Consider the following 19839-nt stretch of genomic DNA (forward strand, 5'->3'; position numbering starts at 1 on the left):
GCCGCCGGTCCTCCCCGGCGGCCCGTCACCTCCCGTGTCCGCCGCCTCAGTGGGCGCTGCCCGCCGTGGCCGGCGGAAGCTCCACCTGGACGCCGGGGTCGCCCGCGTCCGCCGTGTAGTCCTCCGGCTTGGTCCGGTCGATCCCCTCGGGCGCCTTGAGGGCCCGCATGACGAAGGTCAGCACGACCGTGACCAGGACGTTGAGCACGAAGGCGGTGAGGCCGATGTAGCCGATCTCGCCGATGCCGGGGATCTCCTTCGACGACCCGCCGAAGTGCTTCTGCGTCGGCGAGGCCACCCCGTACGCGGCGACCGTGCCGTAGACCATGCCGACCGCCCAGCCGCCGATCAGCGCCCAGCGGTGGAACCAGCGGGTGAACAGGCCGCCCACCAGTGCCGGGAAGGTCTGCAGGATCCAGATGCCGCCCAGCAGCTGGAAGTTGATGGCGACCGTCTTGTCCATGGTCAGGACGAAGACCAGCGCGCCCACCTTCACCAGCAGGGACACGATCTTGGAGACCTGGGTCTCCTGTTTCGGTGTCGCGTCCGGCTTGATGAAGTCCTTGTAGATGTTGCGGGTGAAGAGGTTCGCCGCCGCGATCGACATGATCGCCGCCGGCACCAGCGCGCCGATGCCGATCGCCGCGAAGGCCACGCCCGCGAACCAGGCCGGGAACATGTTCTCGAACAGCTGCGGGATCGCCAGCTGGCCGTTCTGCACCTTCACCCCGGCCGCGATCGCCATGAAGCCGAGCAGCGCCAGCAGGCCCAGCATCAGGGAGTACAACGGCAGGATCGTGGTGTTGCGGCGGATCACCTCACGGCTGCGCGAGGACAGCGTCGCGGTGATCGAGTGCGGGTACATGAACAGCGCGAGCGCCGAGCCGAGCGCCAGCGTGGCGTACGTCCACTGGCCCGCCTCGCCCGGTACCAGCGCACCGCGCGGAGCGCCCGTGGCCGGGTTGGTCTGGCTGTACGCCTCGCTCGCCCTGGAGAAGATCTCGTCGAAGCCGCCCAGTTTGATCGGGATGTAGATGATCGCCACCGCGATCACGAGGTAGATCAGCGTGTCCTTGACGAACGCGATCAGCGCGGGCGCCCGCAGCCCCGAGGAGTACGTGTACGCCGCCAGCACACCGAAGGCGATCAGCAGCGGCAGGTCCTTGACGAACCAGTTGGTGTCCTCGCCGCCGCCGACGCCCATCACGTCCAGCACGGCCTGGATGCCGACCAGCTGGAGCGCGATGTACGGCATCGTCGCCAGGATGCCGGTGACCGCGACGGCCAGCGACAGGCCCTTCGAGCCGAACCGGCCGCGCACGAAGTCGGACGTCGTCACATAGCCGTGCCGGTGCGACACCGACCACAGCCGGGGCAGGAAGGTGAAGATCAGCGGGTACACCAGGATGGTGTACGGCACCGCGAAGAAGCCGGCCGCGCCCGCCGCGTAGATCGCCGCCGGTACGGCCACGAAGGTGTACGCGGTGTACAGGTCGCCGCCGAGCAGGAACCAGGTGACCCAGGTCCCGAAGGACCGCCCGCCCAGTCCCCACTCGTCGAGGCTGTGCTCGTTCTCGGCCTTGCGCCAGCGTGCGGCCATGAACCCCATGGCCGTGACCAGCACGAAGAAGAAGACGAAGACGGCGAGTGCCACGCCGTTCACGCCGTCGTTCACGTCGACGCACCGCCCTTCGAGGCCGAGCGGGCGCGCCGGTCACGCTGCCAGAGCTTGTACGCGACCATCGTCAGCGCGGTGGAGAGGAGCACCCACAGCATCTGGTACCAGTAGAAGAACGGAATGCCGATGACGACGGGGTCGGTCTTGGCGTACGAACCGACCCACAGCACGGCCACGAATGGTGCGACGAGACAGAGGGCGATGACGACGCGGACAGGCGTCACCACCGGCCCTCCTCTGGTTTCTGGGGCTTGCGACATCAGACGGCTCCCGTCCCCTCACTGATCACCGGCGGTGGTGCGCAGGGCAATCTAGGTCAGGGTGCGGCGCGGCCGTAACCCCTCGTCGGCGGAGAGGTGCCCGGACACGGCCCGGCCGAGGGCCGACGGCGACGGGAACCCCGGTCGACCGCCCGCTCCGCCGGGGTCCGCGGGGCGTTTCGGAGACGGCTCGGACCCCCGGCACGGGGTCCGCCGGCGTCACTCCTGCGGGCGCTTCAGACGGGCGACGAACTTGTACCGGTCGCCCCGGTACACCGACCGCACCCACTCCACCGGCTGTCCGCCGCGGTCCCGCGAGTGCCGGGACAGCATCAGCATCGGCAGGCCGACGTCGGTGCCGAGCAGACCGGCCTCGCGCGGGGTGGCCAAGGACGTCTCGATGGTCTCCTCGGCCTCCGCGAGGTGGACGTCGTACACCTCGGCGAGGGCGGTGTAGAGGGAGGTGTACTTCGTCAGGCTGCGGCGCAGCGCGGGGAAGCGCTTGGCGCTCAGATGGGTGGTCTCGATGGCCATCGGCTCGCCGTTGGCCATGCGCAGCCGCTCGATGCGCAGCACCCGCCCGCCGGCCGTGATGTCGAGCAGCCCGGCGAGCCGGTCGTCGGCGGTGATGTAGCCGAGGTCCAGCAGCTGCGAGGTGGGCTCCAGGCCCTGGGCGCGCATGTCCTCGGTGTACGACGTGAGCTGGAGCGCCTGGGAGACCTTGGGCTTCGCGACGAAGGTGCCCTTGCCCTGGATGCGCTCGAGGCGCCCCTCGACCACCAGCTCCTGGAGCGCCTGGCGCACGGTGGTGCGCGAGGTATCGAACTCCGCCGCCAGGGTGCGTTCGGGCGGGACCGGCGTGCCGGGCGGCGCCGTCTCGGTCATGTCCAGCAGGTGCTTCTTCAGCCGGTAGTACTTGGGCACACGCGCCGTACGGACCGTGGTCCCACCCTCGTGCTCCGTACTGCTGACGTCGGTGCTCATGCTCTGCCTTCCCGGCTTCGAGTGCCGAAACGGCCGACATCACCGTCGGCCACGGCTGACATCGTGGCACGGCTCGCGGCGGGGGGTGTGCCCCGCACGCTCCGTGATCCCCTTTGTATACCCCTGGGACGGGGGATGGTCCAGACCACGGACGGCCGCTCAGACGCCCTGCCAGTCCGGCTTGTTCGCGTAGGTGTGGCGGAAGTAGTCGGCGAGCTTCAGCTTGGCGGCGGCGGCCTCGTCGACGACCACCGTGGCGTGCGGGTGCAGCTGCAGCGCGGACGCCGGGCACACCGCCGCCACCGGCCCCTCGACGGTCGCGGCGACCGCGTCCGCCTTGCCCTCGCCGGTGGCCAGCAGGACCAGGTGCCGGGCCTCCAGGATGGTGCCGATGCCCTGGGTGATGACGTGGTGCGGGACCTGGTCGATGTCGCCGTCGAAGAAGCGGGCGTTGTCCACCCGGGTCTGCTCGGTCAGCGTCTTGATCCGGGTGCGGGAGGCGAGCGAGGAGCACGGTTCGTTGAACCCGATGTGCCCGTCCGTGCCGATCCCGAGCAGCTGGAGGTCCACGCCGCCGGCCCCGGCCAGCTCCCTGTCGTACGCCTCGCACGCGCCCTGCACGTCCTCGGCGGCGCCGTCGGGGCCCATGAAGGCCTCCAGCCCGATGCCGAGCGGCTCCAGCACCTCGCGCCGCAGCACCGAGCGATAGGACTCGGGGTGGTCGGCGGGCAGTCCCACATACTCGTCGAGCTGGGCGATCCGCGCCCGGGAGACGTCCGCGGCACCGGAGCGCACCTTGGCCGCCAGCGCCTCGTAGACGGGCAGCGGCGTCGAGCCGGTGGCCACGCCCAGCAGGGCGTCGGGCTTGCGCCGCAGGAGCTGCGCCATGGCCTCGGCGATGAGCTCGCCGCCCGCCTTGGCGTCCGCAACGATGACAACTTCCACGGTGGGCCTGCCGATCTTGAGGAGGACTCGACTGGGACCGGACCCGTCGGCACGGGCCCGCGCGGTGGTGCAATGTGGTTTAGACCAATCTCAATCTAACAGAGCGGGTGCGGGGGCCGCGCGCCGAAATCGACCCGCCCGACTGGTCCCGCGCGAGAAGTCCACGGGTTAGGCTGCATGGCGGACGCCCGCGCGTCCGGGCCGGCGGCAACACGCCGACGGAGAACCGAAGAACGGCGTCCGACGCATTTACAGGGGCAGTGGTCTAGTCCACAATGCGTAGCAGGACACGACAAGCCTGCCTTCCCCGCACAGGAAGGCGGAACCGAGGAACCGGAGCTCTCTGCCCTGACTGCCCCGGCTCCTCACCCCTCGGCCGACCGGGACCGCACACCCCACGGCCGATGTTGCTCCGGGCTGCGGTGCCGGGAGGGTTGAGGGTCCCTCTCAGGCGCCGCGGCCCGCGGGTGTTTCAGGCCTCCGCAGACCGCCGGGTACGCTCGCTGACGTGCCCTCCATGAACGAACTCGTACGCCAGCACACCGCCCTCGACGACACCGATCTCGAGTGGCTCCACCTGCTGGTCTCGGAGTGGCAGCTGCTCTCCGACCTCTCCTTCGCCGACCTGGTCCTGTGGGTCCCCACCCGCGACGGCACCCGCTACGTCTCCGTCGCCCAGATGCGGCCCAACACCGGCCCGACCTCGTACCAGGACGACATGGTCGGCCACCTCGTCCCGCGCGGACGCCGCCCCATGCTGGACGCGGCCCTGGACGAGGGCCGGATCGTGCGCGAGGGGGACCCGGAGTGGCGCGAGGAGGTTCCCGTACGGGTCGAGTCCATCCCCGTGCGGCGCGAGGGGCGCGTCCTCGGGGTCATCGCGCGCAACACCAACCTGCTCACCGTGCGTACCCCGAGCCGGCTGGAGCTCACCTACCTCCAGAGCGCCTCGGACCTCGCGCAGATGATCGCGGCCGGTTCCTTCCCGTTCGCGAACCAGCAGCTCGAGATGGACGCCTCGCCCCGCGTCGGCGACGGGCTGATCCGGCTCGACGCCGACGGCGTCGTCCAGTACGCCTCCCCGAACGCCCTGTCCGCGTACCACCGCATGGGGCTGGCCGCCGATCTGGTGGGCCATCACCTCGGGCAGACCACCGCCGAACTCGCCCCCTCCCGCGGGCCGGTGGACGAGGCGCTGGCCAAGGTCGCCAGCGGCTGGGCCCCGCGCGAGTTCGAGATCGAGGCGCACGACGGGGTGATCCAGTTCCGGGCGATCCCGCTCAAGCCGAAGGGGACGCGCATCGGTTCGCTGGTGCTGCTCCGTGACGTCACGGAACTTCGCCGCCGTGAACGCGAGTTGATCACCAAGGACGCGACCATCCGGGAGATCCACCACCGGGTGAAGAACAACCTCCAGACGGTGGCGGCGCTGCTGCGCCTGCAGGCGCGGCGCATCGGGTCCGAGCGGGGGCGTGCGGCGCTGGAGGAGGCGGTCCGCCGGGTGGGGTCCATCGCGATCGTGCACGAGACGCTGTCCCAGAACCTGGACGAGCGGGTGGAGTTCGACGAGATCGCCGACCGTGTCCTCGCGATGGTCGCGGAGATCTCCCCGGGCAAGGTCGCCGGCCGGCGCACGGGCCGCTTCGGCATACTCGACGCGGAGGTCGCCACGCCGCTGTCGATGGTGCTGACCGAGGTGCTGCAGAACGCCCTGGAGCACGGCTTCCGCGAGGGCGAGACCGGCACCGTGGAGGTGTCGGCGGTCCGCGGCGGCACCACGAAGGAGACCCGCCTGCTGGTCACCGTGCAGGACGACGGCGTGGGTCTGCCCGAGGGCTTCGACCCGCACACCGCGGGCAATCTCGGCCTGCAGATCGTACGAACCCTGGTGGAGGGCGAGTTGGGCGGCACCTTCGACATGGTGCCGGCCCCGGAGCGGGGGACCAGGGTGATCCTGGACATCCCGGTGCAGTCGGACAAGTAACGGGCGCGGACGGCACAGAGCCCCGGACCGCTGAATGCGGCCGGGGCTCGTGCTCAACTGCGCGCTGCGACTCGGGGGCGGGAGATGCGTACGCGCCGTACGCGCCGCCAAGCTCAGGCTGTCAGCAGGGGTGGGTTGTCAGGCGGAGGCCTGACGGGCCCGGTTGCGGGCGGCACGGCGCTTCATCGCGCGACGCTCGTCCTCGCTGAGACCACCCCAGACGCCGCTGTCCTGACCGGACTCGAGTGCCCACTGCAGGCAGCTCTCGATCACCGGGCAGCGACGGCAGACGGCCTTGGCTTCCTCGATCTGCAGCAGCGCAGGACCGGTGTTGCCGATGGGGAAGAAGAGCTCGGGGTCTTCCTCGCGGCAAACGGCGTTGTGACGCCAGTCCATGGCTGCTACCTCTCCTGGGTATGTACTGCGATTGCTTGTGAATGTGAACGCTTTCACGAATCCCCCAACAAGGGAAGGGCCGAACGCCAGGTTCCCTGGCGTGGTCCTTGGGTTTGAAGAGGGGTTCCGGTGATCTGTGGAGGCCGATGGTGCGGGCCGTCCCGATCGCCAAGAAGAGACTCGCAAACCTCGGCGGCGGATACAACCCCTTCCGGAAAGTTTTTTTTGATTCTTCGGTGTCGACTAGGTCACAGCCGTACTTCCATGGGGTGGATCCTGGCCTAAACGTTCGACTGAAAGGACTTTGGCCCTTTCTGCTCACACAATCACACGCAGTGCACGGCGTACGCCTGTGAACGTCACGCTGGTTCGCAGCCCCAGGTGATCACCGTCCATCTGAAGGGGCAGTGGCACCTTCGAATGCAAGGTGAAGCGTGTCAGATCGTGCCGGGAGACCGCATGCCTGCCGCGGGGGCCGCGCTCCGGGGACGAAGTGAGCAACTGGGTGCCATACCGGGCAACCGCGGCGGTGGACAGCCGGCTCAGACCGAAGAGATCGAGCGCGGTATCGAACGAGGCCTTAGGTGACGCGTAGATCGGACGATTGCCGAGAAACGTCCACGGCGAGGTGTTCGAGACTATGGAGAGCACCAGATCGGTGACCGGCTCCTCACCGGGATGCTCCAGGGTGATCACCCCGCGCCACCGGTGCGGATCGCCGAGCAGCTGACGGACCACCTGGCGCATGTACAACGCGTGGGTCGACTTCCGGCCGCGCTCCCGCTGCTGCTCCACCCGGCCGACCACCCCGGCGTCGAAGCCCAGCCCCGCGTTGAAGGTGAACCAGCGGGCCGGTACGGCCTCGTCCTCCGTGCCCGGCGTGCCCGAGGTCAGACCCAGGCCGACGGTGCGCTCGCGGCCCTCGCGCAGCGCGTCCAGCAGGACGCCGGTGGCCTCCACGGGCTGGTTGGGCAGGCCCAGGGCGCGGGCGAAGACATTGGTGGAGCCGCCGGGGACCACGGCGAGGCCGGGCAGGTGCTCCGGATCGGGCCCCGCGTGCAGCAGACCGTTGACGACCTCGTTGACCGTGCCGTCCCCGCCGAGGGCCACCACCAGGTCGATGTCGTCGCTCTCCGCGGCCTGCCGGCCCAGGTCGCGCGCGTGCCCGCGGTACTCGGTGGTGACCGCCTCCAGCTTCATCTCGCTGGCGAGCGCGTGGATCAGCACGTCGCGCGTGCGCGCACTGGTGGTGGTTGCCGCCGGGTTGACCACGAGAAGTGCACGCATGACGTGCAGGGTACCTACTGAGTGGTACCGGGCCCAGACCGAGACGGGACGCGGGGGGAGACGGGGCGTGAACCTCGACACGGGAGCGTGCACGGCGAGGGCTACCCTTCAGGGGTGAGCAGTGAGCAGACCACCACCGCCCCGGACACCACCGGCCCCCGCCCGCGCCGTCTGACGTACGCCGCGGCGCTGGCCGCCCTGGAAGGGCTCGCGCTGGTGGCCGGCGGGGTGTGGATGTCGGTCCTCGCCCTCACCGGCGAACCGGACGACCGCCGGCAGGCCGTCACCGGCGGGGTGACGCTGATCGTGCTCGCGCTGCTCCCGCTGCTCGCCGCGCGGGGACTGTTCGCCCGGCGGAGCTGGAGCCGCGGCCCCGCCGTCATCACACAGATCATCGCGCTGCCGGTGGCCTACAACCTGCTGCGCTCCGACAGCGTGGCCATCCCCGCCGGAATCGTGCTCGCCGTCGTGGCCGTCACCGCCCTCGTCCTGCTGGTCAACCCCGAGACGACCCGGGCCCTCGGCATCCGGGGGCCCGGGAACACCGGGAAGTAGCGCCCGGGCGGTCGCGCCGGGTCACTCCTCCACGAGCAGCTTCTCCCGCAGCTGGGCCAGGGTGCGGGCCAGCAGCCGGGAGACGTGCATCTGCGAGATGCCGACCTCCTGGGCGATCTGCGACTGGGTCATGTTGCCGAAGAAGCGCAGCAGCAGGATCCGCTTCTCGCGCGGCGGCAGGTCCTCCAGCAGCGGCTTGAGCGACTCCCGGTACTCCACGCCCTCCAGCGCCTCGTCCTCGGCGCCGAGGGTGTCGGCGACCGCCGGGGACTCGTCGTCGGTGTCGGGGACGTCCAGGGACAGCGTGGAGTACGCGTTCGCGGACTCCAGGCCCTCCAGGACCTCCTCCTCGGAGATGGCCAGCTTCTCGGCCAGCTCGTGCACCGTGGGGGAGCGGCCGTGCAGCTGGGAGAGCTCCGCCGTGGCCGTGGTCAGCGCCAGCCGCAGCTCCTGCAGCCGGCGCGGCACCCGCACCGCCCAGCCCTTGTCGCGGAAGTGCCGCTTGATCTCGCCGACGACCGTCGGCGTCGCGTACGTCGAGAACTCCACGCCCCGGTCGGGGTCGAAGCGGTCGACCGACTTGATCAGGCCGATGGTGGCGACCTGGGTGAGGTCGTCCAGCGGCTCACCGCGGTTGCGGAAGCGGCGCGCGAGGTGCTCGACGAGCGGCAGGTGCATGCGCACCAGGCGGTTGCGCAGTTCCGCGTACTCGGGGGTGCCGTCCTGCAGCGTGCGCAGCTCGAGGAACAGGGCGCGCGCCCCGCTGCGGTCCTGCGGGCCGTGGTGCGCGTGCCCGCCCTGGGCGCCCGACGTGCCGGGGGTGCTCCGGGCACCCCGGGCGGCGGGCGCCCGCGGCGCCTCGTCCTCGGCGTGTCGCTCGTGCTCGCTCATCGTCCCGCCCGTCGCCCTTCCCCGAGCGCTCGCCTCGTCCCCCGCCGGGCCGGCCCCGGCGGGAGCGCCCCCACGGCCGGGAGCGACCCCGGCCGGTCCGGCCGCGTTCCGCGCGGTCCCCCCGGGCCGCCCGCCGCCCGGGGGGACGGTCTGCGCGGAGTCGTCCTCCGGATGCGGCCGGGCCTGCTCGGGGATGCCGTCGATGCCGCTCGGCACGCGCTCGGCCGGCAGCTCCCGTGTGCCGCGTTCTTCGTCCCGCACCGGCCCGTCCTCGCTCCTCACGTCGGCCCGGGTCCCGCGCCGCGCTGTTTGTAGAGGCTGATCGACACGGTCTTGTCCTCGTCCACCGCGGAGGAGACCTTGCCCGCGAGCGCGGACAGGACGGTCCAGGCGAAGGTGTCCCTCGAAGGGGCGTGACCGTCCGTGGTAGGCGCCGAGACGGTCACCTCGAGCGAGTCGTCGACGAGCCGGAAGACACAGCTGAGCACCGAACCCGGCACGGCCTGCTGGAGCAGGATCGCGCAGGCCTCGTCGACCGCGATGCGCAGGTCCTCGATCTCGTCGAGGGTGAAGTCCAAACGGGCCGCGAGGCCGGCCGTGGCCGTACGCAGCACCGACAGGTAGGCTCCCGCGGCCGGCAGCCGGACTTCCACGAAGTCCTGGGTCGCGGGCTCGCCTGCGATCTGGGACACCCTCACCTCCAAGGTGGTACAAGCGTTTCAGGGCCTGGTTCGCCCCCGGGTAACGCGCTACGTGGTTCAGCGGTGACGCTATCGCGCTCTCGACGGTCCTGTCCCCGGGACCCCGACCCATGTGCCGTCACTCATAGTAAAACTATGAATACGCTCCGTGGCTAGGGGTCTGCGGCTCCCAAATGGGAAGAGCGCGCGCCGCATTGACGTACCCAGACGTCAGACGGTCGAACCGTCCGGCACCGGGGTCACGCCGGGTCACACGAGTACATGGTCGACGAAGCACCAGCGCCAGTCCTCGCCGGGCTCATGGGTCCGCATCACGGGGTGGCCGGTTTCCCTGTGGTGCTCCGTGGCGTGCCGCTTCGGCGAGGAGTCGCAGCACCCGACGTGACCACAGGTGAGACAGAGGCGCAGCTGCACCGGATCGGTGCCGTCCCGCAGGCACTCCGGACACGTCTCGCCGAGCGGGACGGGTTCCGGGTGCGGCAGCGCCTCGACGTGCGTGCACTGTTTCATGATTGCCAGATTACGACGCCCGTGCGGGAAGCCGCGCGGAAAAACGAGGGTGGGCCGGACATGGATGTGATGCCGCTGCTGTTGCTGGTGGCGGGCAGCGCCGCGATCGCCGCGGCCGGCCGGCGCACCCCGGTGCCGCCACCGCTGCTGCTGGTCGCCGCCGGACTGGCGGTCAGCTACGTCCCCGGCGTGCCCGAGTACACGCTCGACCCGCACATCGTCCTGCCGCTCGTCCTGCCCCCGCTGCTGCACACGGCGGCCACCGACAGCTCCTACCTCGACCTGCGGGCGCAACTGCGGCCGGTGGCGCTGCTGTCGGTGGGGTACGTGCTGTTCGCGACGTTCGCCGTCGGCTGGGTCCTGTACCTGATCGTGCCGGGCCTGCCGCTGACCGCGGCGCTGGTGTTCGGCGCCGTGGTGGCCCCGCCGGACGCGGTGGCGGCGACGGCGGTGGCACGCCGGGTGGGCCTGCCGTCCCGGATCACCACCATCCTCCAGGGCGAGTCCCTGCTGAACGACGCCACCGCGATCACCGCGTTCCGGGTGGCCCTGGCGGCCGCGGTCGGCGAGGGCGCGACCTGGGCCGGGGGAGTCGGCGAGTTCCTGCTCGCGGCGGTCGGCGGGCTGGTGGTCGGCCTGGTGCTGATGGCGCCGCTGCACTGGCTGCGCATCCACGTGAAGGAGGCGCTGCTGCAGAACACGCTCTCGCTGCTGATCCCGTTCGCCGCGTACGCCGCCGCCGAGCAGGTGCACGCCTCCGGCGTCATCGCCGTGGTGGTCGTCGCCCTCTACCTGGGGCACCGCGCGTGGGAGGTCGACTTCGCCACCCGCCTCCAGGAGGAAGCGGTCTGGAAGATGGTCGCGTTCGTCCTGGAGTCCGCGGTGTTCGCGCTGATCGGACTGCAACTGCCCGTCGTCCTGAGAGGGCTCGGCGCGTACGAGGGCGTCGACGCCGCCTGGTACGCGGTCGCCGTCTTCGCGGTGGTCGTCGTCGTCCGGTTCCTCTGGGTGTACCCGGCGACCTGGCTGCCGCCGATGCTGTCCGCGAAGGTCGGGGAGCGCGAGGGGAGGCCCGGCTGGAAGGCGCCATTCGTCATCGCGTGGGCCGGGATGCGGGGCGTGGTCTCGCTGGCCATCGCCTTCTCGATCCCGGTCACCGCCGGGAACGAGGACTTCCCGCAGCGCAACCTGCTGCTCTTCCTGACCTTCACCACCGTCATCGGCACCCTGGTCGTGCAGGGGCTGACGCTGCCCCCGCTGATCCGGGTGCTGAAGCTCCCCGGGCGCGACGCGCGGGCCGAGACCCTGGCCGAGGCCAACGCCCAGGCGCAGGCGTCCCGGGTCGCCGAGCAGCGCCTGGACGAACTCCTGGCCGACGAGCGCAACACCCTGCCCGCACCGCTCGCCGAACGCCTGCGCACCGTCCTGGAACGCCGCCGCAACGCCGTCTGGGAACGGCTCGGGCAGGTCAACCCGGTCACCGGGGAGTCGGTGGACGACACCTACCGGCGGCTGTCACGGGAGATGATCAGCGCGGAACGCGAGATGTTCGTCCGACTGCGCGACGGCCGCCACATCGACGACGAGATGCTGCGCACGCTGCTGCGCCGACTGGACCTGGAGGAGGCGGCGGCGTTCCGGGAGACGACCTAGGGGTGTCGTTCGGATCCTGTCGGGGGCGCGGGGGCGCGGGGGCGCGGGGGCCGGCACCGCTCCCCACGCTCGGCTTCGCTCACGCGGGAGGGGCCCACCGCCGTGTCGTCGTCGGTCGTCAGGGTCCGCCCCGGCGTCCTCCTCCGCCTCGTGACGCACGGCGCCGGGCCCCGCTCGGTCCGGCGGCGAGGCACCGCGCACCGGAGCCGACCTGATCCGAACGACACCCCTAGGGGAAGGGGCGCCCGGTGATCACCGCGGCGACCGTGCTCCCGCGCGGGAACGCGTCGTCGTCCACCAGGGCGACAAGAGCGTAGAGCAACTTGGCGACATAGAGGCGTTCGACCGGGACGCCGTGGCGGTGCTGGAAGTCCTCGGCGAACGCGTCGAGTTCCGGGGGGACGCGGGCGTAGCCGCCGAAGTGGAAGCGGTCGTCGAGGCTCCAGTCGCCGCGCGGGCCGCCGAACGCCTCGCTCTGCAGGGTCCGCACGTCCTCGGCCAGGAAGCCGCCCTTGAGTACGGGTATGCCCAGCGCGCGCGTCCCGCAGCCGAGCCCGGCGGCCAGTCCGGCCAGCGTGCCGCCGGTGCCGCAGGCCACCGCCACCACGTCCGCCCGGCCGGCCAGCTCCTCCCCGAGCGCCCGGCAGCCGCGCACGGCGGCGGGGTTGCTGCCGCCCTCGGGCACGACGTACGCGTCCTCGGCGTCCGCCGCGCGCAGCACGGCCGCCAGGGTCTCCGGCTCGGTCTTGCGGCGGTACGTCGACCGGTCGACGAAGTGCAGCCGCATCCCGTCGGCCGCGCACCGGGCCAGCGAGGGATTGAGCGGGCGGTCGGCGAGTTCCTGGCCGCGCACCACGCCGACCGTGCGCAGGCCGAGCAGCCGGCCGGCGGCGGCCGTGGCCCGCAGGTGGTTGGAGTACGCGCCGCCGAAGGTGAGCACGGTCCGCCCGGCCGCCTCGTCGAGGTTCGGGGCGAGCTTGCGCCACTTGTTGCCGACCAGCTCCGGGTGGATCAGATCGTCCCGTTTCAGCAGCAGCCGCACCCCGCGCCGCTCGAACCGCCCGTCCGCGGCCTCCCGCAGCGGGGAGGGCAGCCGGGGGCGCAGGTCCGCGAGGGGGTCGCGGGGGTCGGGGTCGTCGGAGCCGGTCACCGGGCCATTGTCGCCCGCGGCTCCTCGCGGCTTCGGCCGCGGTCCCGGACCATGCCGATCAGGGAGGGGCCGCCCCGCAGGCACCACAGCGCGATCACCGGGTCGCAGATCGCGCAGCCCAGGGACGACGTGTGGGCGAACGGGATGATGGGGTTGCCCTTGACGTGGTGGACGACGTCCCACGCGGTGTGCAGCAGCCAGCCGACGCCGATGAACGTCCAGGAGTCCAGGCCGCGGAACGCGACATAGGTGACCAGCGCCGTGAAGGCGAACTCCCAGCCGCCCAGCCCGCCGCCGCTGAGGTAGGCGGCGCCCGCACCGGCGACCATGAGGGCGTTCAGGCGCCGCCGGTGCGGTTCACGGGCGAGGGACATCAGCAGGGCGTAGAGGACACCGATGCCGACCGGGGCGACGTACTGCATGGTGAGACCTTCTCCTGGGACCGTCAGGGACGGCTCACCACGCTAGGAGCGGACCGCCACGGGCCCCAGGGGGGCGAGCGACAGGTTCCAACGGGTTGTCGCCGGCCGGCCAGGCCGTGCGCCGTCGCGCCCGCGCGTCACTTCAGCCGGTCGCCGATCCGTTTCCTCATCGAGCCCATCGTGAACCCGCGCGGGTCCACCTTCCCCGGCTGCCACTCCTTGTGCCCGATCACCGACCGCTCGTTCCAGCCGTGATGGCGGCACACGGCGGCCGCGGCCCTCTCGACGGCCTCCAGCTGGGCAGCCGGCCAGGGGTCCTCGCCGTCGCCGAGGTTCTCGCACTCGAAGCCGTAGAAGTGCCGGTTGCCGTCGGTGTTCGCCTCGTTGTCCTTCGGCAGCCCCCTCTCGGCGATCACCGCGCGGAGCACGTCGTCGTCGCCGAGCCCGGCGTGGTTGGCCCGGCCGTAGCCGACGAGGTGGACCCGGCCGTCCTTGGTGACGACGCCGTGGCACAGGGGTCCGGGCAGACCCTCGTAGCCCCTGCGGCAGATGTCGACCGTGCGGGCGCTGCCCCTGGTCACCGTGTGGTGGATCATCACGCCGTGGACGGGCCCCCACGGGCCCTTGTGGTTGCGGTTGTGGTGGCGCCAGTCGCCGACCTCGACGACCGTGAGACCCTCCGCCTTCAAAGCGCGCAGGAACGCGCTCGCGGACATGGGTGGGGCCATGACCGCCCTCCTTCGTTCCGGGCGGCGGCCGCCTTCCGCAGCCGCTCGCTACCGGGCCTATACCGAAAAGGAGCGGATTCAACTACTCGTCCGTCACCTGTGCGAGTCGATCCGGACAGCCTCCTGCCGGTACGGCGCCGCCGAACGGGCGCTCCATGTGTGCCCATCCCTCCCAAGATCCAATCCCGCTCGATCGGGTAATGGTGCGCGCACGCTGGGTGAGGAAGGCTTGGTCGCGCAACGTCCCGCCCGGCGCGGCCGGGCGAGGGATCACCATCGGGGAGGGCAATTCTCTATGTCGGTAGGCGAAGAGGTCCGTTCGGAGCAGGCCAGGCAGCAGCAGAGCCTCGGTACGGCGGCCGCGCGGAACCTGGCCACCACGACCAAGTCCGTGCCGCAGATGCAGGAGATCAGCTCGCGCTGGCTGCTGCGCATGCTGCCCTGGGTCGACGTGCAGGGCGGTACGTACCGCGTCAACCGGCGGCTGACCTACGCCGTGGGCGATGGCCGGATGACGTTCGTGAAGACCGGCGACCGCGTCGAGATCATCCCCGCGGAACTGGGCGAACTGCCGGTGCTGCGGTCGTACGAGGACGAGGAGGTGCTGACCGAGCTGGCCGCCCGCTGCCGGCAACGGGAGATCGAGGCCGGTCAGGTCATCGCCTCCTTCGGCAGTCCGGCCGACGAGGTGTACCTGCTGGCGCACGGCAGGGTGGAGCGGGTCGGCACCGGTCCCTACGGCGAGGACGAATCCCTCGGGGTCCTCGCCGACGGCGCCTACTTCGGTGAACAGGCGCTGCTGGGCGAGGACGCCATCTGGGAGTACACCGCCCGCACCCTCACCGCCTGCACCGTGCTCGTGCTGCCGCGCGAGGCCGTCGAGCAGGTCGCCGAGCGGTCGGACACCCTGCGCGAACACCTCCGCCGGCGGCTCACGCTCCCGGGGCAGCGCACCAACAAATACGGCGAGAAGGAGATCGACCTCGCGGCCGGTCACAGCGGAGAGCCGGACATCCCGCACACCTTCGTCGACTACGAGGCCAGGCCGCGCGAGTACGAACTCAGCGTCGCCCAGACCGTGCTGCGCATCCACACCCGCGTGGCCGACCTCTACAACCAGCCCATGAACCAGACGGAGCAGCAGATCCGGCTGACCGTCGAGGCACTGAAGGAACGCCAGGAGCACGAACTCGTCAACAACCGCGACTTCGGCCTGCTCCACAACTGCGAGTACGACCAGCGGATCCAGCCGCACAACGGCGTGCCGGGCCCCGACGACATGGACGAACTGCTCAGCAGGCGGCGCGGGACCAGGCTGCTCCTCGCCCACCCGCGCGCGATCGCCGCGTTCGGCCGTGAGCTCAACAAGCGGGGACTCGTCCCCGAGACCATCGACATGGGCGGCAACCGCATCCCCACCTGGCGGGGAGTGCCCATCTACCCGTGCAACAAGATCCCGGTGACCGAAGCCCGGACGACCTCCATCATCGCCCTGCGCACCGGTGAGGAGGACCAGGGCGTCATCGGGCTGCGGGCCGCCGGCATCCCCGACGAGATCGAGCCGAGCCTGTCCGTGCGGTTCATGGGCATCAACGAACAAGCCATCATCAAGTACCTGGTCACGGCCTACTACTCGGCCGCGGTCCTGGTACCGGACGCGCTCGGCGTCCTGGAGAACGTCGAGATCGGCCGTTGGCGATGACCTGCCGCCGGCTCCCGCCCCGCGCGCCGTGTCCCCGCCCGTCAGGGCGGGTACACCTCGGAGGTACGCGCTCGACGGGTGCGGAAGAGCCATCCCTCCGCTCCTCCACCGAGTCGGTCCCAGGGGGAAGCCGATGACGGAGTCCATCACGGAGCCGAAGACGGGGCTTGCCACGGAGAGCGCGACCGGGATGCCGGCGGTGCCGGAGCAGCGGCCCGGCGACGGGCACGAGGCGACGACGCTGCTGGAGCGGGCGCGGGTCGCGGTCGACCCGGCGCTGCGGGCCGCCATCGGTTCGCTGCCCGGCCCGATGCGCCGCGTCGCGCTCTACCACTTCGGCTGGGAGCAGGCGGACGGCACCCCGGCAGGGGGTGGCTCCGGCAAAGCGATCCGTCCCGCCCTGGTGCTCGCCGCGGCCTCCGCCCTGGGCGGGCCCATGGCCCGGGCGGCCGCCGTACGGGCGGCGGCCGCCGTGGAACTGGTCCACAACTTCACGCTGTTGCACGACGACGTGATGGACCGGGACGCCACCCGCCGTCACCGGCCCACCGCCTGGGCGGTGTTCGGGGACGCCGACGCGATCCTCGCCGGGGACGCACTCCAGGCGCTCGCCCTGCGGCTGCTCGCCGAGGACCCCCATCCGGCGGCCTCGGCGGCGGCGGCCCGGCTCGCGGACTGCGTGATCGAGCTGTGCGCGGGGCAGCACGCGGACACGGCCATGGAGCAGCGGGGTCCCGACGAGGTCACCCTCGCCGAGACGCTGGCCATGGCCGAGGCCAAGACCGGGGCGCTGCTCGGCTGCGCCTGCGCGATCGGGGCGCTGTACGCGGACGCCGGGGACGCGGACGTGGCCGCACTGGACGCGTTCGGCCGGGAGGCGGGACTGGCCTTCCAGCTCATCGACGACGTGATCGGCATATGGGGCGACCCGCGGCGCACCGGCAAACCGGTCGGCGCGGATCTGGCCGCCCGCAAGAAGTCACTGCCGGTGGTCGCCGCGCTCACCTCCGGCACCCCGGAGGCCGCGGAACTCGCCGCCGTGTACGCGACCCCGCATGACGAGGAGGACGACCTGGAGGAGATCGCGCTGGCCGTGGAACGGGCGGGTGGCCGGGACTGGGCGCAGACCCAGGCGGCCGACCGGATGGCCCGGGCGATGCAGGAAGTGGCCCGCGCGGTGCCCGATCCGGAGGCGGCGGGCGGACTGCTGGCCCTGGCCGAGTTCGTGACACGGCGCACCACCTGACGGCCCACCGGCCGTCTCCCCGGACCCGGGGCCACCGGTGCCGTGCGGCTCCTTTTGCCCCGCACGGCACCGTGGCTCCGGTCCGGCGGGTCCCGCACTTCCCCACGATGTGCGGGGCCCGCCCTCCCCGCCCCGGCGGCCCCACTACGCTCAACACCCTTACGTGAGAAGACAGTTGAGCTGAAGGGGTGGACATGGGCGTGGCGATCCGGACGGCTGGGGACGGAGACCGGGAGCTGGTGGTCCGGCTTCTGGACGAGGCGTTCCAGGACGACCCGGTCAGCGGGTGGGTCTTCCCCGGCGAGGAGTACCGTCGTACGACGCACCACCGGCTCATGGCCGCCTTCACCGACGTCGTGCTCGCCGAAGGACGTGTCGACCTCACCGAGGACGGCTCGGCGTGCGCCCTCTGGATGTCCGTACCGGCGGGCAAGCCCGAGCACGGCGAGGAGCAGCCGGACGACGACGGTTTCGCGCGGATGCGCCGGGCGGTCGACCCGGACAACGAGCGCGTGGAGCTGATCGGCCGGCTCACCGCGGACATCCACCCCTCGGGACGGGCCCACGAGTACCTGTGGATGATCGGCGTGGCGCCGGGCCGTCAGGGCGAAGGGCTCGGTACCGCGCTGATCGGCTCCGTCCTCGACCGTTGCGACCGGGAGGGGCTGGCGGCGTACCTGGAGGCGAGCAGCGAGCGCAGCGCCCTGCTGTACCGGCGCCTCGGCTTCGAGGCGTCCGGTGAGCCCCTGGCCCTTCCGGACGGCCCGTACATGTGGCCCATGTGGCGCGAACCCCGCACGACCGGCTGACGGACCGGCCGGGAGCGGCGGACCGACGGAGCGCGCGGCCGACCGCCGTCGGGTCCGGGACCTCGAAAGGGACGTTCGGCCCTGGCCGCCGGCGTGCGCCCGGACTTCACTGGCCCGCGGACAGCGCCCGCCGGCCGTACCGAGGGATCCGGCGGGTGTCGGACGACGAGGCCGGCGGGGGCGGGATGAGGACAACGGCGGGCGACGACGGCACGAGGGGCGGGCACATCGCGGTGGTGGGGCACGCCGACCTGACCCCGGACACGCTCCTGCTGGTGGAGTCCGCGCTGCGGACCCGGCTGGCGCGGCTGCCCGTTCCGGCCGTGGCCATGGTGCGCACCGGCGCGGGAACGCCACTGGCGTCCGGCCGGGCCGCGCGGGCGTCGGGGTGCCCACTGGCCGTGGTGATCCCCACGCGCGTCGGCGTGCCCGCCATGCCGCCCCGGCGGGACCGGATGGCGGCCGGCGAGCTGCTGACCCTCGCCGACGAGGTGCGCCTGCTGGCCTACGACCCGGTGGACCGCGACTCCTGCGTCGGCGCGGACGAACGGCTCGTCGCCCGCAGCGGCCTCCTGCTGGCCGTCTGGGACGGGTCCCCGTCCAACGGCCGCGACGCCACCGCCCACCTGGTGACCTACGCGCGGGCCCGAGGTCTCCCGGTGGAGATCGTGTGGCCCGAGGGGGCCGCCCGGGAAGCGCTGCCCGCCGTCCGCACGGAGGGCTGACGGCGGGAACAGGGACCATCGGCCCCTGCCCGGGGACCCTCGCAGGGACCCTTCGACCCATGCGGAGCCCTCTCCCCGCCGTCGATCATGGGCGCGCGAAACAGCCTGGGGAGGAAGACGTCCGGTGGACGAGATACGCATGGAGAAGGTCGAAGCCGCGGAGGACGCACGGCCCCGTCCGGTACCGCCGCCCGAAGGGACCGCCGCAGGGGCGCCCGCGGTGCGCCGGGCCGCGTGGGTGGACTGGCTGACCACCACCGACCACAAGAAGATCGGCACGCTGTACCTGGTCAGCGCGTTCGTGTTCTTCGTCGTCGGCGGCGTCATGGCGCTGATGATGCGCGCGGAGCTCGCCCGACCGGGTCTGCAGATCATGTCGAACGAGCAGTTCAACCAGGCGTTCACGATGCACGGCTCGATCATGCTGCTGATGTTCGCGATGCCGCTGTTCACCGGCTTCGCCAACTGGATCATGCCGCTGCAGATCGGCGCGCCCGACGTGGCGTTCCCGCGGCTGAACATGCTGGCCTTCTGGTTGTTCCTGTTCGGCTCCTCGATCGCCGCCGCCGGTTTCCTCACTCCGGGAGGAGCCGCCGACTTCGGCTGGTTCCTGTACGCACCGCTGTCCAACGAGGTCTACTCGCCGGGGATCGGGGCCGACCTGTGGATCATGGGCGTGGCCCTGTCCGGCTTCGGCTCGATCCTGGGCGCGGTCAACTTCATCACCACGATCATCTGCATGCGCGCGCCCGGCATGACGATGTTCCGCATGCCGATCTTCACCTGGAACGTGCTGCTGCTGACGGCCCTGCTGGTGCTGATCGTGTTCCCCGTGCTGGCGGCGGCGCTGTTCGCGCTGGAGTGCGACCGGAAATTCGGCAGTCACATCTTCGACTCGGCCCACGGCGGGGCGCTGTTGTGGCAGCACCTGTTCTGGTTCTTCGGCCATCCCGAGGTGTACATCCTGGCGCTGCCGTTCTTCGGCATCGTCTCCGAGGTGATCCCGGTCTTCTCCCGCAAGCCGATGTTCGGCTACATGGGCCTGATCGGCGCGACCATCGCGATCGCGGGTCTGTCGGTGACGGTGTGGGCGCACCACATGTACGTCACCGGTGGTGTGCTGCTGCCGTTCTTCTCCTTCATGACGTTCCTGATCGCGGTGCCCACCGGTGTGAAGTTCTTCAACTGGATCGGCACCATGTGGAAGGGCTCG

Annotated in this window: 20 protein-coding genes; 8 read left to right on the plus strand and 12 right to left on the minus strand. The window is 71.5% G+C overall.

From position 1 onward, the window contains the following. Nucleotides 1-46: 46 nt before the first annotated feature. From mctP to nagB, 4 genes are all read right to left on the minus strand, one after another. Nucleotides 47-1675, minus strand: coding sequence for a monocarboxylate uptake permease MctP (gene mctP / locus ADK41_RS30165; protein ID WP_030835203.1), 1629 nt, complete (start codon nucleotides 1673-1675; stop codon nucleotides 47-49). Next, the gene (locus ADK41_RS30170; protein WP_199821971.1) at nucleotides 1672-1938 is read right to left on the minus strand and encodes a DUF3311 domain-containing protein; all 267 of its coding nucleotides are present in this window, start codon (nucleotides 1936-1938) and stop codon (nucleotides 1672-1674) included. Before ADK41_RS30170 ends, mctP begins: the two co-directional genes overlap by 4 nt. 219 nt (nucleotides 1939-2157) lie before the next feature. Beyond that, the gene (locus tag ADK41_RS30175; RefSeq protein WP_030835206.1) at nucleotides 2158-2922 is read right to left on the minus strand and encodes a GntR family transcriptional regulator; all 765 of its coding nucleotides are present in this window, start codon (nucleotides 2920-2922) and stop codon (nucleotides 2158-2160) included. A gap of 159 nt (nucleotides 2923-3081) precedes the next feature. After that, nucleotides 3082-3867: a glucosamine-6-phosphate deaminase gene (nagB, locus tag ADK41_RS30180; RefSeq protein ID WP_030835208.1), complete on the minus strand. Its 786-nt coding sequence runs from the start codon at nucleotides 3865-3867 to the stop codon at nucleotides 3082-3084. Nucleotides 3868-4375: 508 nt separating this feature from the next. Here nagB and ADK41_RS30185 point away from each other — a divergent pair. Beyond that, a complete protein-coding gene (locus tag ADK41_RS30185; RefSeq protein WP_078662179.1) occupies nucleotides 4376-5851 on the plus strand; it encodes a sensor histidine kinase in 1476 nt (491 codons plus the stop codon). A 138-nt stretch (nucleotides 5852-5989) separates the two neighbouring features. Here ADK41_RS30185 and ADK41_RS30190 read toward each other — a convergent pair whose 3' ends face one another. Together ADK41_RS30190 and ADK41_RS30195 are read right to left on the minus strand one after the other, a co-directional pair. After that, complete coding sequence (locus tag ADK41_RS30190; RefSeq protein WP_030219886.1) at nucleotides 5990-6247, minus strand: WhiB family transcriptional regulator; 258 nt, start codon at nucleotides 6245-6247, stop codon at nucleotides 5990-5992. A gap of 318 nt (nucleotides 6248-6565) precedes the next feature. Then, a complete protein-coding gene (locus ADK41_RS30195; protein WP_030835212.1) occupies nucleotides 6566-7534 on the minus strand; it encodes a diacylglycerol/lipid kinase family protein in 969 nt (322 codons plus the stop codon). 114 nt (nucleotides 7535-7648) lie between these two features. Here ADK41_RS30195 and ADK41_RS30200 point away from each other — a divergent pair, with 114 nt between their 5' ends. Further along, a complete protein-coding gene (locus ADK41_RS30200) occupies nucleotides 7649-8089 on the plus strand; it encodes a hypothetical protein (RefSeq protein WP_030835214.1) in 441 nt (146 codons plus the stop codon). Nucleotides 8090-8110: 21 nt separating this feature from the next. Here the strand turns inward: ADK41_RS30200 and ADK41_RS30205 are convergent, their stop codons facing one another. The 3 genes from ADK41_RS30205 to ADK41_RS30215 form a co-directional block, all read right to left on the minus strand. Further along, complete coding sequence (locus ADK41_RS30205) at nucleotides 8111-9241, minus strand: RNA polymerase sigma factor SigF (protein ID WP_078662180.1); 1131 nt, start codon at nucleotides 9239-9241, stop codon at nucleotides 8111-8113. Nucleotides 9242-9258: 17 nt separating this feature from the next. Next, the gene (locus ADK41_RS30210; protein WP_003973726.1) at nucleotides 9259-9672 is read right to left on the minus strand and encodes an anti-sigma regulatory factor; all 414 of its coding nucleotides are present in this window, start codon (nucleotides 9670-9672) and stop codon (nucleotides 9259-9261) included. Nucleotides 9673-9930: 258 nt separating this feature from the next. Continuing rightward, the gene (locus ADK41_RS30215; RefSeq protein WP_030835219.1) at nucleotides 9931-10191 is read right to left on the minus strand and encodes a UBP-type zinc finger domain-containing protein; all 261 of its coding nucleotides are present in this window, start codon (nucleotides 10189-10191) and stop codon (nucleotides 9931-9933) included. A gap of 60 nt (nucleotides 10192-10251) precedes the next feature. On the opposite strand from ADK41_RS30215, the gene ADK41_RS30220 reads away from it, so the two are divergent. Continuing rightward, on the plus strand, nucleotides 10252-11844 hold the full coding sequence (locus ADK41_RS30220; protein WP_030835222.1) for a Na+/H+ antiporter: 1593 nt from the start codon (nucleotides 10252-10254) through the stop codon (nucleotides 11842-11844). Between the two features lie 229 nt (nucleotides 11845-12073). On the opposite strand, the gene ADK41_RS30225 is transcribed toward ADK41_RS30220, so the two are convergent. The 3 genes from ADK41_RS30225 to ADK41_RS30235 form a co-directional block, all read right to left on the minus strand. After that, on the minus strand, nucleotides 12074-12994 hold the full coding sequence (locus tag ADK41_RS30225; RefSeq protein ID WP_030835225.1) for a 1-aminocyclopropane-1-carboxylate deaminase/D-cysteine desulfhydrase: 921 nt from the start codon (nucleotides 12992-12994) through the stop codon (nucleotides 12074-12076). After that, a complete protein-coding gene (locus tag ADK41_RS30230) occupies nucleotides 12991-13416 on the minus strand; it encodes a DUF6010 family protein (protein ID WP_030835228.1) in 426 nt (141 codons plus the stop codon). Before ADK41_RS30230 ends, ADK41_RS30225 begins: the two co-directional genes overlap by 4 nt. A gap of 137 nt (nucleotides 13417-13553) precedes the next feature. Then, a complete protein-coding gene (locus tag ADK41_RS30235) occupies nucleotides 13554-14132 on the minus strand; it encodes an N-acetylmuramoyl-L-alanine amidase (RefSeq protein WP_037805219.1) in 579 nt (192 codons plus the stop codon). Nucleotides 14133-14439: 307 nt separating this feature from the next. Between ADK41_RS30235 and ADK41_RS30240 the strand changes: the two genes are divergently transcribed. The 5 genes from ADK41_RS30240 to ADK41_RS30260 all read left to right on the plus strand — a co-directional run. Then, on the plus strand, nucleotides 14440-15846 hold the full coding sequence (locus ADK41_RS30240; protein ID WP_030835233.1) for a family 2B encapsulin nanocompartment shell protein: 1407 nt from the start codon (nucleotides 14440-14442) through the stop codon (nucleotides 15844-15846). A 190-nt stretch (nucleotides 15847-16036) separates the two neighbouring features. Then, the gene (locus tag ADK41_RS30245) at nucleotides 16037-17092 is read left to right on the plus strand and encodes a family 2 encapsulin nanocompartment cargo protein polyprenyl transferase (protein ID WP_234319094.1); all 1056 of its coding nucleotides are present in this window, start codon (nucleotides 16037-16039) and stop codon (nucleotides 17090-17092) included. Between the two features lie 194 nt (nucleotides 17093-17286). After that, on the plus strand, nucleotides 17287-17901 hold the full coding sequence (locus ADK41_RS30250; protein WP_030835247.1) for a GNAT family N-acetyltransferase: 615 nt from the start codon (nucleotides 17287-17289) through the stop codon (nucleotides 17899-17901). A 185-nt stretch (nucleotides 17902-18086) separates the two neighbouring features. Then, entirely contained in the window at nucleotides 18087-18626 is a 540-nt protein-coding gene (locus ADK41_RS30255; RefSeq protein ID WP_051843569.1) for a hypothetical protein, read from the plus strand. 124 nt (nucleotides 18627-18750) lie between these two features. Beyond that, nucleotides 18751-19839, plus strand: a 1089-nt coding sequence (locus ADK41_RS30260; RefSeq protein ID WP_209438656.1) for a cytochrome c oxidase subunit I, incomplete at its 3' end; no start/stop codon positions are given.

This window comes from Streptomyces caelestis, from assembly GCF_001279005.1.
GTDB lineage: Bacteria > Actinomycetota > Actinomycetes > Streptomycetales > Streptomycetaceae > Streptomyces > Streptomyces heliomycini.

Bases quoted from the DNA above. Each gene is read 5' to 3' on its own strand.
- ADK41_RS30170 (WP_199821971.1), bottom strand. From the start codon at position 1,938: ATGTCGCAAGCCCCAGAAACCAGAGGAGGGCCGGTGGTGACGCCTGTC.
- ADK41_RS30195 (WP_030835212.1), bottom strand. From the start codon at position 7,534: ATGCGTGCACTTCTCGTGGTCAACCCGGCGGCAACCACCACCAGTGCG.
- ADK41_RS30215 (WP_030835219.1), bottom strand. From the start codon at position 10,191: ATGAAACAGTGCACGCACGTCGAGGCGCTGCCGCACCCGGAACCCGTC.
- ADK41_RS30255 (WP_051843569.1), top strand. From the start codon at position 18,087: ATGAGGACAACGGCGGGCGACGACGGCACGAGGGGCGGGCACATCGCG.
- ADK41_RS30175 (WP_030835206.1), bottom strand. From the start codon at position 2,922: ATGAGCACCGACGTCAGCAGTACGGAGCACGAGGGTGGGACCACGGTC.
- ADK41_RS30190 (WP_030219886.1), bottom strand. From the start codon at position 6,247: ATGGACTGGCGTCACAACGCCGTTTGCCGCGAGGAAGACCCCGAGCTC.
- ADK41_RS30230 (WP_030835228.1), bottom strand. From the start codon at position 13,416: ATGCAGTACGTCGCCCCGGTCGGCATCGGTGTCCTCTACGCCCTGCTG.
- ADK41_RS30245 (WP_234319094.1), top strand. From the start codon at position 16,037: ATGCCGGCGGTGCCGGAGCAGCGGCCCGGCGACGGGCACGAGGCGACG.
- ADK41_RS30220 (WP_030835222.1), top strand. From the start codon at position 10,252: ATGGATGTGATGCCGCTGCTGTTGCTGGTGGCGGGCAGCGCCGCGATC.
- ADK41_RS30240 (WP_030835233.1), top strand. From the start codon at position 14,440: ATGTCGGTAGGCGAAGAGGTCCGTTCGGAGCAGGCCAGGCAGCAGCAG.
- ADK41_RS30250 (WP_030835247.1), top strand. From the start codon at position 17,287: ATGGGCGTGGCGATCCGGACGGCTGGGGACGGAGACCGGGAGCTGGTG.
- ADK41_RS30235 (WP_037805219.1), bottom strand. From the start codon at position 14,132: ATGTCCGCGAGCGCGTTCCTGCGCGCTTTGAAGGCGGAGGGTCTCACG.